Consider the following 13,781-nt stretch of genomic DNA (forward strand, 5'->3'; position numbering starts at 1 on the left):
GTATAAAAAAAATCAAAGCCCTGAAACTGAAAATAAAATCAGATTCAGGGCTTTTTGTTTATTCAGAAAAATTAAGGGACATAAGATAATTTTCTTTTGAATCCCTGACTATTTTTACAAAGTCAGCATTTTTTTCCTGAAGGAAATTTCTTAAATCATGAATACAAGTAAAAAGATGACGGCGGTTTTTACTGTCATCACTACCCCATAAATAATTACAAAGTTCCATTACAGTTACAGCTTTATTAAGGCGGTCATAAAGATAAAAGAAAAGTTTTTCCTTTAAGCAGCCGGATTTTTCTGTCTTAAAAAGATTCTGAGGATCAAAAGAATTTGCTGAAGGAGAAAATTCTTTTTCACGGCAGATGCAGCTTATATAGGGATTTATCTCCGGACTGTTAAGGAGATCCTGTAAACGTCTCCAGATTTTACTATAAGGAAGAAGTTTTTCTGCAGTAAAAATAGGATTAAAATATTCTTCATTTTTAAGCGCCCAGTAAAAAGCCATCTGATCTCTCTGAGGAAACGGATCATTGTAAACTACAACAGGAACCAGAATTCCTTCATCAAGAAAAAGGGAATAAGGATTAAAGGAATCCAGCTGAATGGCTGACATATCTACAAGAGTAAAATCTATTTCGTTGTACTGATGAGCTTCTACGTAAGAATAAAATTCATCCGGGTCTGTCATCATCTTTATGGAAAGATCATCTTTTTTAAGAATCTCTGCCAGATAATTCCAGACAGGAAGCTGAGATTTTTTTGTAAGGAGAACAGAGGTCATTTCTTCTTTTTCATCCCTGCATTTATATAAAGCTCATCCTGATACCAGTCAAGGCGGAGACTGAAATATTCATCTTCGTACCCCTGGCAGACAGCCTTAAATTTATAAACATTACTGGTTACAAAATGAGAAGGATTAACTGAATCCAGGTCTACATAGGAATTACCATAAAGTATAAGGAAGTTAACGGAAGAAGAAATATCCTTACCGCTGTTCAAATCAAAGGCAGAAGTATGAAGCTGAATCTTACGCAGGGAGTTTCCCTTAGAAAAATCCAGGGAGACATTAAGGGCCTTATGACTTACCTTTATATTTTTCCAGCTTACATAAGGGCCTGTTGCAATCTTTACCCTGTAATTTCCAGGTTTAAGATAAACAGGTTTAGTCTGACAGTAAAGGGCACCCTTAGAAAGATTTTCATCTGCCACAAAAATTCTTCTGCTGTCCTTTACCTCCGGAATTTTATCATTATCATCTACAAAGAAAAATGCCCTGGACTGAAGGTCTGCATCAGCGCTGGCAGTAGAAGGAAGTTTTAAGCTTAAAGTAACTGGAGTATACCATTTGCTTAAAATTGTTTTATGAACATAACCTTCTGTCCATACATAACGTCCGGCAGCAAAAAGAAAAACTACAATTACAAAAGCCGAAAGAATAAAAGTAAACCATTTTCTCTTTGGCTTAACTACTTCGTACTGAACAGGTTTTGAAGAAATTACTGACTGAGCCAGCTGAACCCTTAAGGCATGGGTATCATAACGCTGTAAAAAATGCTTTATCTTTTTTATAACTGAATCAATACTTCTGTATCTTCTTTCTGCCTTAGGCTGCATCATTTTTTTTATGAGGTGACAGACAAGAAAAGGGAGTTTTGGATCAAGCTTTTTAGGCGGAAGATACTCTCCCTTTTTTATTCTGGCAATAGTTTTGCGGTCCATTTCTCCAGGGTAAGGTTTTGTTCCTGTTACCATTTCATAAAGCATGACACCCATGGAATAAATATCTGCCCTCTGGTCAACTTTACTGGAATCAGCTATCTGTTCAGGACTCATGTAGGCTGGAGTCCCTAAAGTGGAACCTGATCTGGTTATATTTTCTGAAGTGCTTCTTGTGTGAGCAGTAGTTTTGTCAGAAGTTTTAGTTCCTGTCCTGTCACTTTTACTTTCAGGGATCTCACTTTCTTTTTCTGCAGCGGCAATACCAAAATCTGCAAGCTTAACTTCACCATGACGGGAGATAAGGATATTACCAGGTTTTATATCCCTGTGAACAATTCCTTTTGAATGTGCATGCTTTAAGCCATAACAGGCATCAAGAAAAATCAGCAGTGATAAAGCAGGAGGCAAAGATACCTGCCGTTCAATTACTTTATCAAGGGACATACCGTCTACATATTCAAGGACAATATAATCAGAGCGGCCTTCTGTAAAATAATCAAACATTCTTACAACATAAGGAGAAGATAAATCCAGAAGAATCTGAGCTTCTCTTTTAAATCTTTCCCTGATGGAAGTTCCGCCGTTTTTTAATGTAAGTTTTTTTATGATTACAGTGCGCTTTAAAGAAGGATGCATGGCACGATAAACAGTACCCATTCCTCCTACTGCAACAACTGCAAGTATTTTATATTTTCCGATTACGCCAGGAACCACAGCCATTATTATCCCCTACTGTTAAATTACTGAAACTATATTTTTTTCAGGATCAAATTTTCCTGATTTATTGATTACTACAACATTCATCTTCTGAGGATTGTGAAACTGAACGTAACTTCCGTTCTGCCTCAAAAGATATTTTTCACTAACAGGCCTGTGACCACCAAACCATAAGGCTTTTTTTTCTGAAAGGCCGGTAAGCATGGAAAAAAGTTTTTTTACACTGCCCTCTGCAGCAACATCATTATCTGTCCAGGTAAAGGCATGAATTAAATCGCTGCCACCTTCTATAATTTCTTCCCGGGTAAAAAAAGATTCCGGCTCTGCATGAGAAACACAAAAGGTTTTAAAGGCAGAACAGACAGGAAGATGACTTTCAAAAAGACTTATAAGATAAAGTATGGCATCTCCATAAACCTGTCTTATAAAATCGCAGGTCATCTGTCCTTCATTGGCATACTTATAAAAAGGCCTGTTTCCATTATCAAAAGAGTTAAGGATATTTTCGTGATTACCTTTTAAAAAGTGAAAATTCCGGGGAAAATCTCTTTTTAATTCCATTACAATCCGCATGGTAGAAATATTTTCCTTCATTTCTTCCTGCATGGAAGGTCCGGCATAAGCATTACTCTGCCAGTCCTCATAGGCCTGCTGCCACCTGAGCCTGCCCCTTTTTTCTGAGTGAATTCCATCTCCTACACAAAGTATAATCAACTTCTGCTCACAAAGTAATTCTCCAACAGAAAGCTTAAAGGCAGGAAGTTCTGCTTTAAGAAGCCTGAGTAAAAAATTATAGCGGCCATGAAGATCCGGAACAATTATTACCGGTAGGGAACTGAAAGTAAAATCCAGAAGATAGCCGCTTTTACCCTCTTTATTTAAAGGACGGTATTCAGGAGATTCAGTTTCCAGAACTGAAATAGTTTCATCAAGTTCCTGCATGAGCTGAGAATCATCAGGCAGACTTGAGGAAGGCTTATAGGAATTCAGTTTTTTTAAAAGGGAAGAAAAATCCATGTAATAAAATATCAGCCCATTATAAGATTAGAAGATCCTATGGTAATTTTATCACCAGGATTAAGACGGACATACTTATCAGGAGGAATACGCCTTCCGTTAAGAAAAGTTCCGTTAGTAGAATTTTCATCCTTAAGAAAATATGCGTCACGTATTTTCTGAATCATGCAATGATGGCGGCTGGCAAGCTTATTGTCTACAACAATAGTATTGTCTGTTTCCCGTCCAATCATAATCTTTGCAACAAGAGTAATTCTTTTCTTGTTGAAAACCAAATATGAAACCTGCTGACTTTCAGCAATGCGTTCAAGATGCTGTCCTAAAGGACTTGCATTTACAACTGTAGTATCTGCCATGCATTTATTATATCCCGAATAATAGAAAAACGCCAACATCTATGATATAATCCTGCAAAACCGCTCATACGGAAGATGACAGGAGAAAACAAATGGAAAAAAAAGACCTTGCAAAAACCCTTTCTCAGAATGAATATCCTGGAAGAGGAATTATCGCTGGAAAATCTGAAGACGGAAAATATGCCGTTGCAGCCTACTGGATTATGGGAAGAAGCGTAAACAGCAGAAACAGAGTTTTTGTAGAAGATGGAGAAGGAATTAAAACACAGGCTTTTGATCCTTCAAAACTTACAGATCCAAGCCTTATTATCTACTCACCTGTAAGGGTACTGCCAGGCATTACTGTAGTAACTAATGGTGATCAGACAGATACAGCATGGGAAGGACTTAAAAAGGGACTTACATTTGAACAGTCTCTCCGTTCAAGAAAATTTGAGCCGGATTCACCAAACTTTACACCACGTATTTCTGCAGCCCTTCATGTAGAAAACTCAAACTATGATATCACCCTTTCAATTCTTAAAAGTGACGATGGTGATGAAAATGGTACAAACAGATATACCTTTGCCTATGAAAACCCTGCAGCAGGAACAGGCCGCTACATCCACACATATATGGGAAACGGCAACCCTCTTCCAAGCTTTGAAGGTGAACCAGAAAAAGTTGAACTTAAGGGAAACATCGATGAACTTACAGACAGAATCTGGAATAACCTTAATGAAGACAACAAGGTTTCTCTTTTTGTACGCTTTATTGATATTGCTAGCGGAAAAGCAGAAAGCCGCATTGTAAACAAAAACAAATAATAAAATAATAAAAGAATAAAAGAAAGGCACCTTTTTACAGCAAACCAGGGATACACTTTATCCAGGCCTTAAAAGGTGCCTTTTTGTATTTTAAATTAAATCAAAAAAATCACTGACAGAATAAATCTATTCTTTAGAAGGGTTTTTGTTTTTATAGATGGCAAGAATCTTCATAAAAGCAGAATCCTCTTTTTTCATTTCCCTTGAGCCCCTGGTAATATTACAAAGAGACATACCGAATTTTCTGGCAATTTCTCTTTGAGTTGTTCCTGCATCAAGTTCCTTAACAAGATTCCAGCGGTTGGAAAAATCCTTCAGTTCAGCCTTTGTAAAGAGGCATCCGAAAAAATCAAATATAAGGTTTTCATCCTGAATATCTGCCAGGAGTGAACATATTTCCTTAATGGTATCATTAACTGTTTCTTTAGCCATTTTAAACATTCACCTCAAATTTTTTCAAAAGAAAAAGACCGCCCCTTTATAAAAGAAACGGCCTCTAATATTCAGCTGCAAAATCAGAATTCTGCAAGAGTCCTGTTAATTCTTTCGATTGACTTGTCTACTCCAAGAATAAGGATTGAACCCATTAAAGGAGGAGAAACACGGCTTCCTGTAACTGCCATACGGATAGGCATCATAAAGTCACCGAGTTTAATTCCAAGCTTTTCTGCATAAGACTTAGCAAGAGCTTCACTGGCTTCGTGATCAAGGGAAGGAAGCTGCTTTACAAATTCAATTGCATTCTGAAGAACTTCCTTTGTTTTTGCTTCATCAATCTTTTTAGGAATAATGTCAGCCTTTGGTGGAACAGCAGGCTCTGTAAAGAGGAAGTGTACCATTTCCGCAGCATCAGTAAGGAAGTGAAGACGTTCCTTAATAAGAGGCATAAGCTTCATAAGGGCAGCCTTTACATCTGCAGAAGACATATTCATTGAAGCATCTACACAAACAGGTTCACCATCAGGACCAAGGGCTACACCAGAATATTCAGGTCCAACCTTTGGCTTAGGCTGAGGATTTTCAGGATTAATTTCAAGGCAGGCATCACCTGTTTTAGTTATAAAAGGAAGGGTCCACTTATAAAGTTCCTCATCAGTTAAGGCACGGATATACTGACCGTTGTACCATTCCAGTTTTTTATAATCAAATACAGCAGGAGCCTTGTTAAGATGTTCAAGCTTGAATTTCTTTCCAAGTTCTTCCAGTGTATACATATCTACACCGTCATCATAAGAGCAGCCTAAAAGAGCTACATAGTTTACGATAGCCTGTGGCAGATATCCCCTTGCACGGAATTCATTAAGGGATGTGGAACCATGGCGCTTTGAAAGCTTTTTACCATCAGATCCGTTTACCATAGGAAGATGACAGAATTCAGGATGTTCCCAGCCAAATGAACGATACATCTGAACGTGAAGAGGTGTAGATGGAATCCATTCCTGAGCACGCATTACATGAGAAATCTTCATCATGTGGTCATCAACAATATTTGCAAGATGATATGTAGGGAAACCATCTGACTTAAGCAAAACAGGATCAGGGGAAATATCTTCATTTTTCCATACAATGTCACCAAGAAGATGGTCTGTAAACTTTGTTTCTCCTTCAAGAGGTACCTTAAGACGGATTACATAAGGCTTGCCTGCATCAAGATTTGCCTTTATTTCTTCCGGAGTAAGATGACGGCAGTTACGGTCGTATCCAGGTGGAAGTTTGTTTTCTGTCTGTATTTTACGGATTCTTTCAAGACGCTCTGAGTCACAGAAACAGTAGTAAGCTTCTCCCTTTTCTACCAGTTTCTGGGCATATTCCTTGTAAAGTTCAAAACGTTCACTCTGAACATAAGGACCATATTCACCACCCTTGGAACCACCTTCATCCCAGTCAATTCCAAGCCATGCCATTGTGTCATACAGGTTCTGTACGTATTTTTCGTCATAGCGGGTACGGTCTGTATCTTCAAGACGGAGAATGAATTTACCGCCCTGAGAACGTGCATAAAGATAATTAAAAAGTGCAGTTCTTACACCACCAATATGCTGAAGTCCGGTTGGAGACGGAGCATAACGAACCCTTACTTCTTTGTCCATATAAACCTCATATATATAAATATTCTTGAATTCTTGCTGCGATTATAACTGCTTTTATAATTCTGAACAAGCACAGCCCCCTGACAAGCCGGAAGGGCATAAAAAAAGCACCGGAATTGCTTCCGATGCTTTACTGAGCTATTGCAGACTCGAACTGCAGACAGCCGCCTTAAAAGGGCGGTGCTCTACCACCTGAGCTAATAGCCCATCCGTTCGTTGAACGTGAGAATAATATATACTTTATATAAAAAAGCGTCAAGTGCATTTTTAATAAATTCACATAAATTTTTATATTTTTTTTTACACTGTACATAAAAAAAACCTCCGCATGTTCAACGAACCCTGCGGAGGTCAAAAGGAGAGGAGGATGCAGAAAAAAAGGAGATTTTTAATCGTCCTCAAAACTGCTTGTATATTGCCCTTGCAATATTCATAAAAACAAACACTGCCATGGGGGCAAAGTTACAATTAAAAGCTCCATTCCCTGATAAAATTCTGTTATATAATTACTTTATCTGATTAAGGGCGCTCACTACAGCATCAATACCTGCCCTACCTACACTTGTAGATTTTCCTGCACCCCAGTACTGCTGGCCGTCTTCGCAGGTAATCTGAACATAAGCTACGGCACTGGTATCATTACCTGTACCAACACTGTGCTCATGGAAGGCTGTAATACTGAATGCAGGAGCCGGTGTGGCCTTAAGGGCTGCAGAGAAGGCATCAAGAGGTCCGTTACCCTTTTCTCCAATAGTAAACTTTTCTCCCTTCCAGGTTACTACACCACGGCACATGGTTGTTTCTCCGGAAGTTCCGTTTCCTTCAAGATGAGTTTCTGAAAGGTCAAGAATAGAAAGGCTTCCCTTTGCTTCAAGCCACTGTTTTACAAAGAGGTTATAAATCTCTTCTGTCTGAAGTTCACGCTGAGCCTTATCTGCTGCAGTCTTAATGATTTCTCCAAGAGCCGGATGCATTGCTTTAGGCAGAATAAGTCCGTATTTTTCTTCAAGAATATAAGCTGCACCACCCTTACCGCTCTGACTGTTAATTCGGATAATTCCTTCATACTGACGACCGATATCATGGGGATCAATAAGAAGATAAGGAACATCCCAGAGGGCATTTTTATCCATCTTAGTACGGGCAGCCATTCCCTTTCTGATGGCATCCTGGTGAGAACCACTAAAGGCAGTAAATACCAGTTCACCTGCCCATGGACTTCTTGGATTGATTTCCATACCGGTAAAGCGGTTGTAAAGTTCTGCAATTTCAGGAAGATTTGTAAAATCAAGTTCAGGGTCAACACCTTCTGAGAACATGTTAAGGGCTACATTTACAATATCAAGATTACCAGTGCGTTCACCATTACCAAAAAGACAGCCTTCTGTTCTGTCAGCCCCTGCAAGAAGGGCAAGTTCAGCAGAAGCAACACCTGTTCCACGGTCATTGTGGCAGTGGGTAGAAATAATTACATGTTCCCTGTCAGAAATATGCTTTGCAAAATATTCAATACGGTCTGCATAAACATTTGGAGTATAGCATTCAACTGTTGTAGGAAGGTTCATGATGATTTTTTCACCAGGAAGAAGGCCCCATTCTGCCTTTACGGCTTCACAAACTTCAATTGCATAGTCAATTTCTGTCATGGAAAAACTTTCCGGAGAATATTCAATACGAATCTTTTTTCTGTCTTCTTCTGTAAGGCTGTTTTTAATGCAGCGGACACCTTCAATAGCAATCTGCTTTATTTCTTCCTTTGACTTACCAAAGGTATATTTACGCTGGGCAGGAGAAGTAGAATTGTATATATGGAAAATTGCCTGCTTACAGCCTTTAAGGGCTTCAAGAGTCTTTTTTACAAGCTTTTCGCGGGCCTGACAAAGAACCTGAATGGTAACATCATCAGGAATGTGATTTTCTTCTATAAGGCGGCGGCAAAAATCGTATTCTGTGTCACTGGCTGCAGGAAAACCAACTTCTATTTCTTTAAAACCAATTTTTACAAGAAGATCAAAGAAGGCAAGCTTTGTGTCAATTCCCATAGGATTAACAAGAGCCTGATTACCGTCCCTTAAATCAACGGAACACCATAAAGGAGCCTTTGTAATTCTTTTTGAAGGCCAGGTCCTTTCCTTAAAATCCAGGTCCACAAAAGAACCGTACTTTCCATTTGGATTCATTCTGCTCATATTTTTACTCCCCCATTTAATTAAATACAGTAAAAAAATAAAAAAGACCTGCTGCCTAAGCAACAGGTCCTTGTATACAAAATCAAGAAATGATATTGAACAATCCTAGTACCTAGTGCCCGGGCAAGCGTTACGAGAATCTAGGTTTAGTAGAAGGTTCAATTTAATCATGTTTATTTTATATCCCTTATAAGTTTTTTATTCAATAGTTACAGGCCCTTAACTTTTACTTTTTTGGACCTGTAAAAAAATGAATCAATTAAAGCTTGTCAAAAAATCCTTTAGCCTTAAGGAGTTCAGCATTAAGGATACCACCCATTGCTGCACCGCGCTTAGTGTTGTGGCTTAAAGCTACAAACTTAACGTCAAATACATTACAAGGACGGAGACGACCGATTACACATGCCATTCCCTTTTCTGTTTCGCGGTCACGGCGTGGCTGAGGACGATTGTCTTCATGGCGTACAACAATAGGATGAACAGGAGCACTTGGAAGTTCAAGTTCCTGTGGAAGTGACTTGTATGAAGTCCATACCTTTTCGATTTCTTCAAGGGAAGGTTTTTTATCCTGAGGAAGATCAAATTCAAGGGAAATACAAGCTGTGTGACCATCAATAACAGGTACACGGGTACATGTTGAGCTTACCTGTGGAAGTGAAGCATTTGCAATCTTATCGTCGTCAACTTTTCCAAGAATCTTAAGGCATTCTTTTTCTGTCTTTTCTTCTTCTCCACCAATGAATGGAACGATATTGTCAATCATATCAAAAGAAGGAACACCAGGATAACCTGCACCACTTGTTGCCTGAAGTGTAGTTACGATCATGCGCTTTACAGGATAACCTGCCATAATAAGGGCATGAAGAGGCATCATATAAGTCTGAAGGGAACAGTTAGGCTTAACTGCGATAAATCCCTTATCCCAGCCGTGATGTTCCTGCTGCTTTTTAATAATATCAAGATGAGAATAATTGATTTCCGGAACAAGCATTGGTACATCTTCTGTCCATCTGTTTGCACTTGCATTTGAAACTACAGGAATTCCTTCTGCAGCATAAGCTTCTTCAAGAGCCTTAATTTCGTCTTTTCCCATTTCAAGGGCAGAAAATACAAACTTACATTTTCCAAGGGCAAGCTTTGCATCGTTTGCATCCTGAATTGTAAGGTTTGCTACATCTGCAGGGATTTCTTCACCGATGAGCCATTTTGATGCAACAACATCCTTATAAAGTTTACCTGCACTACGTGGAGATGCTGCAACATATGTAACCTTAAACCATGGGTGATTTTCCAGAAGTTTAATATAGCGCTGTCCTACCATACCTGTAGCACCAAGAACACCTACGCTTATTTTTTCCATAATATACTCCTTAGTTATAAGCGGTCCATAAAAGGGACCTGATTTTTTTTATTAATTAAAGATTGCAGCTTTTGATTGCGTCTTCAATAATTTTTTTAGCTGCATCAGTTGGCTCTGCAAGAGGAAGACGTACACTTCCGGCTGCAAGTCCCTTAACATTCATGGCATACTTAATGCATGTAGGGTTTCCGTCTACAAAGGCTGCCCTGAAGAATGGCTGAAGGCGGTAATGAAGCTTTCTTGCTTCTGCAAAGTTACCCTTTTCGCATTCGTGTACAAGCTGACCCATAAGACCAGGAATCATGTTTGTTACTACAGAGATAACACCGTCTCCACCTGCTGCCATAAGAGGAAGTGTAAGACCATCATCACCACTCATTACTGCAAAATCAGGTTTTGAAAGCTTAATCTTTTCTATTACTTCCATCATCTGGTTAATATTACCACTGGCTTCCTTTACTCCCACAATATTTGGAAGTTCAACAATACGCTGAAGAAGGGCTGTAGAAATATTCTTACCAGTGCGGCCCTGAATATTATAAACAACTACAGGTATCCCCACTTTTGAAACAGCTTCAAAATGACGGAAGATACCTTCATCACTAGGCTTATTGTAATAAGGTGTAACTACAAGGGCAAAATCTGCACCAAAATCCTTAGCACGCTGACAGTAACGTACAGCATCCCTGGTATTGTTGCTTCCTGCACCTACCATTACTTTAACGTCTTTACCATTTTTTTTATTAAAATCCTTTACTAAAGGGAAAATAATATCAAGAAGTTTTTCTTCTTCATCCTCATCAAGAGTTGGTGTTTCACCGCTGGTACCAAGAGGAAGAAGTCCGTCTATTCCCTGTTCAAGCTGGAACATGACGTTTTTCTTAAAACCCTCATAATCCACATCACCATTTGAAAGCATTGGTGTAATCATTGCAGTATATGCACCGTGAATTAAAGCCATGACAGTCTCCTTGCTAAATAAATCGAATAAATATTAGTGATTTGCAATGATTTAATCAATTGAATTCTTTAAGTAGAAACATGGATTAAAGGCTTAAAAACTCGACATAAAAGCCTGATACCGATAGAATAACTTCTATATAAATAATCAGATATAAGGTGCAGAAAATGGCAGGAAATACTTTTGGACAGGCATTCAGGGTTACAACTTTTGGAGAAAGTCATGGAGAAGGACTTGGCTGTATTATAGACGGCTGTCCGGCAGGAATTAAGGTAGATGAAGATTTTCTTCAGGCAGAAATGGACAGAAGAAAGCCGGGAGCTAAAAGTGCAGCTGTAACTGCCAGAAAAGAATCTGACAGGGCTGTAATTCTTAGTGGTGTGTTTGAAGGAAAAACCACAGGTACTTCCATTGCAATTCTTATCAAAAATGAAAACCAGCATTCAGGAGACTATTCAAATATAAAGGATTTATTCAGGCCAGGGCACGGAGACTATACCTACTTTGAAAAATACGGAATCAGGGATTACAGGGGCGGAGGCCGTTCCAGCGGAAGGGAAACCTGTGCAAGAGTAGCTGCAGGGGCCTTTGCAAAAATGTTTCTTGCTCAGGAAGGCATAAAAGTGACTGCCTATACAAAAAAAGCTGCAGGTATCAGTGCAGAAAAAACAGACCTTGCAGAAATAGAAAATAACCTTATGAGATGTGCAGATAAAGATGCTGCAGAAAAAATGCTTAAAGCTGTAGATCAGTACCGCATGCAAAAAAATTCCTGCGGAGGAATTGTAGAGTGTATTGCACAGGGTGTTTCTACAGGTCTTGGAGAACCTGTTTTTGACAAGGCAGATGCCCTTATTGCCCATGCCATTCTTTCTATAGGTGCCGTAAAGGGAATTGAATTTGGAAGCGGCTTTGACAGTGCGGATTCAGATGGAAAAAGCAACAATGACCAGATGAGGGAAGGTCCTGTATTTGAAAGCAACAATGCAGGAGGAATCCTTGCCGGTATTACCAACGGAAATGACATTATATTCAGGGCTGCAGTAAAACCTGTACCAAGCATTTACCTTGAACAGAAATCCATAGACATTAATGGAAAAAACTGTGATGTCTTAATTGAAGGAAGACATGATATCTGTCTGTGTCCAAGAATTGTTCCGGTTATAGAAGCCATGACTGCCATTACTCTGGCAGACCTTCTTTTAAGAAACAGGGCTTCAAGAGCATAAAAAGGCGGTGAGGCAAAATGACTAAAAAAAATAAAATTAAAGCTACTATCGCAGCATCAGCAGGCCTTATTATTATCCTGAGCATATTTTTTGAAGTCAGAAGGGCTTCTGTCCTTAACCCGGAATGCAGCAGCCTTAGTAAAGAAGAGAAAAATCTCCTTTCTGATAAATTAGAAAACCTTTACCCTGAACGCTTACAGAGGCTTCATCCCCTGCCTTACAAAAACCAGGCCGGTTTTGACATAAACTCAGGGAGTGCAGTTTTAATTGATACTGCAACAGGCAACATTCTTTACGAAAAAAATCCTGATACCCTTATTCCTCCTGCTTCAATGACAAAGCTTGTAGAAATGGCAGTTGTTTTTGAGGACGTTAAAAATGGAAAGATTAAGCTTACGGATACTGTTCCCCTCCCTCCTGAAAGCTGGGCAGAAAACCTTCCCTGGGATGCTTCAAGAATGGGATTAAAAAAAGATGATAAGGTTGACCTTAAAACCCTTCTTACAGGACTTGCAGTTGCCAGTGCAAACGACGGTTCAATTGCAGTTGCAAATTATGTAGAAGGAAGAATGGACAAGTTTGTTGCAAGGATGAATTCCTTAATACATAATCTTGGCCTTAAAAATACATTTTTTGTTGAAAGCTCAGGCTACAGTGCTCAGAACATTACAACAGCCAGGGAATTTACGGACTTTTCCCTCTGGTACATTACTTCTTTTCCGGAAAGCCTTAAAGACTATCACTCTGTAAAGGAATTTACCTATCCGGAGCATAATGGCTGGACTATAAGCAACACAAATAAACTCCTTGATGAACTGGAAGGCTGCGATGGCCTTAAAACCGGTTTTATTGATGAAAGCGGCTACAATATTGCCCTTACAGCAGTAAGAAACGGACAGCGCTATCTTGCCGTTATAATGAATGGTCCTGGAAGAAGTACCCTTGAAGGTAACTATTACAGACAGATTGACGGTACAAGACTGATGGATTACGCCTTTAATAATTTTGAAAGCTACAGGCCTGAAGAAAAATATGAATATGTAATTTCAAATCCTGGATGTAAGGAAGAAGCATTCAAACTTATTCCGGCAGAAAAACTTGACTTTACAATTCCAAAAGCTGCTCATGGAAAAATTCAGTGTAAGGTAATAAAGCCTGATTTTGTATCTGAAGAAGTAAACGCAGGACAGGTTCTGGGAAAACTTATCTTCCATGCAGACAATGTTGCCCTGCGAACAGTAGATCTGGTAAGTGACCGTACTACTACTCAAAAAAGCGGGCCGGGGCTCATAGCTGATAAAATAATAGTATGGTCTTTAAGAAGGTCAATGTAA

Annotated in this window: 12 protein-coding genes and 1 tRNA gene; 3 read left to right on the plus strand and 10 right to left on the minus strand. The window is 39.1% G+C overall.

The window, feature by feature from the left end; all coding sequences use genetic code 11:
- Positions 1-58: 58 nt before the first annotated feature.
- The 4 genes from K6D58_RS06115 to K6D58_RS06130 are packed head-to-tail and all read right to left on the minus strand — an operon-like array spanning position 59 to position 3,812.
- A complete protein-coding gene (locus tag K6D58_RS06115; RefSeq protein WP_296828664.1) occupies positions 59-784 on the minus strand; it encodes a helix-turn-helix domain-containing protein in 726 nt (241 codons plus the stop codon).
- On the minus strand, positions 781-2,442 hold the full coding sequence (locus K6D58_RS06120) for a serine/threonine protein kinase (protein ID WP_296828665.1): 1,662 nt from the start codon (positions 2,440-2,442) through the stop codon (positions 781-783). Before K6D58_RS06120 ends, K6D58_RS06115 begins: the two co-directional genes overlap by 4 nt.
- A gap of 15 nt (positions 2,443-2,457) precedes the next feature.
- The gene (locus K6D58_RS06125) at positions 2,458-3,456 is read right to left on the minus strand and encodes a metallophosphoesterase (protein WP_296828667.1); all 999 of its coding nucleotides are present in this window, start codon (positions 3,454-3,456) and stop codon (positions 2,458-2,460) included.
- Positions 3,457-3,467: 11 nt separating this feature from the next.
- Entirely contained in the window at positions 3,468-3,812 is a 345-nt protein-coding gene (locus tag K6D58_RS06130; protein ID WP_296828669.1) for an FHA domain-containing protein, read from the minus strand.
- A 92-nt stretch (positions 3,813-3,904) separates the two neighbouring features.
- Between K6D58_RS06130 and K6D58_RS06135 the strand changes: the two genes are divergently transcribed.
- The gene (locus K6D58_RS06135) at positions 3,905-4,618 is read left to right on the plus strand and encodes an IMP cyclohydrolase (RefSeq protein ID WP_296828671.1); all 714 of its coding nucleotides are present in this window, start codon (positions 3,905-3,907) and stop codon (positions 4,616-4,618) included.
- Between the two features lie 126 nt (positions 4,619-4,744).
- Here K6D58_RS06135 and K6D58_RS06140 read toward each other — a convergent pair whose 3' ends face one another.
- From K6D58_RS06140 to dapA, 6 genes are all read right to left on the minus strand, one after another.
- On the minus strand, positions 4,745-5,050 hold the full coding sequence (locus tag K6D58_RS06140) for a Trp family transcriptional regulator (protein WP_296828673.1): 306 nt from the start codon (positions 5,048-5,050) through the stop codon (positions 4,745-4,747).
- 83 nt (positions 5,051-5,133) lie between these two features.
- Positions 5,134-6,708, minus strand: a complete 1,575-nt coding sequence (gltX, locus tag K6D58_RS06145; RefSeq protein WP_296828675.1) for a glutamate--tRNA ligase — start codon at positions 6,706-6,708, stop codon at positions 5,134-5,136.
- A gap of 134 nt (positions 6,709-6,842) precedes the next feature.
- Positions 6,843-6,915, minus strand: a tRNA-Lys gene (locus K6D58_RS06150).
- A gap of 299 nt (positions 6,916-7,214) precedes the next feature.
- Entirely contained in the window at positions 7,215-8,888 is a 1,674-nt protein-coding gene (locus tag K6D58_RS06155) for a 2-isopropylmalate synthase (RefSeq protein WP_486389756.1), read from the minus strand.
- Between the two features lie 268 nt (positions 8,889-9,156).
- Positions 9,157-10,257 (minus strand): aspartate-semialdehyde dehydrogenase, encoded by a 1,101-nt coding sequence (asd, locus tag K6D58_RS06160; protein WP_296828678.1) that lies wholly within the window; start codon positions 10,255-10,257, stop codon positions 9,157-9,159.
- Between the two features lie 55 nt (positions 10,258-10,312).
- Positions 10,313-11,218, minus strand: coding sequence for a 4-hydroxy-tetrahydrodipicolinate synthase (gene dapA / locus K6D58_RS06165; RefSeq protein ID WP_296828681.1), 906 nt, complete (start codon positions 11,216-11,218; stop codon positions 10,313-10,315).
- A 167-nt stretch (positions 11,219-11,385) separates the two neighbouring features.
- Here dapA and aroC point away from each other — a divergent pair, with 167 nt between their 5' ends.
- A complete protein-coding gene (aroC, locus tag K6D58_RS06170) occupies positions 11,386-12,447 on the plus strand; it encodes a chorismate synthase (RefSeq protein WP_296828682.1) in 1,062 nt (353 codons plus the stop codon).
- A gap of 17 nt (positions 12,448-12,464) precedes the next feature.
- Complete coding sequence (locus K6D58_RS06175; protein WP_296828684.1) at positions 12,465-13,781, plus strand: D-alanyl-D-alanine carboxypeptidase family protein; 1,317 nt, start codon at positions 12,465-12,467, stop codon at positions 13,779-13,781.

This window comes from Treponema sp., from assembly GCF_024696245.1.
Taxonomy (GTDB): domain Bacteria; phylum Spirochaetota; class Spirochaetia; order Treponematales; family Treponemataceae; genus Treponema_D.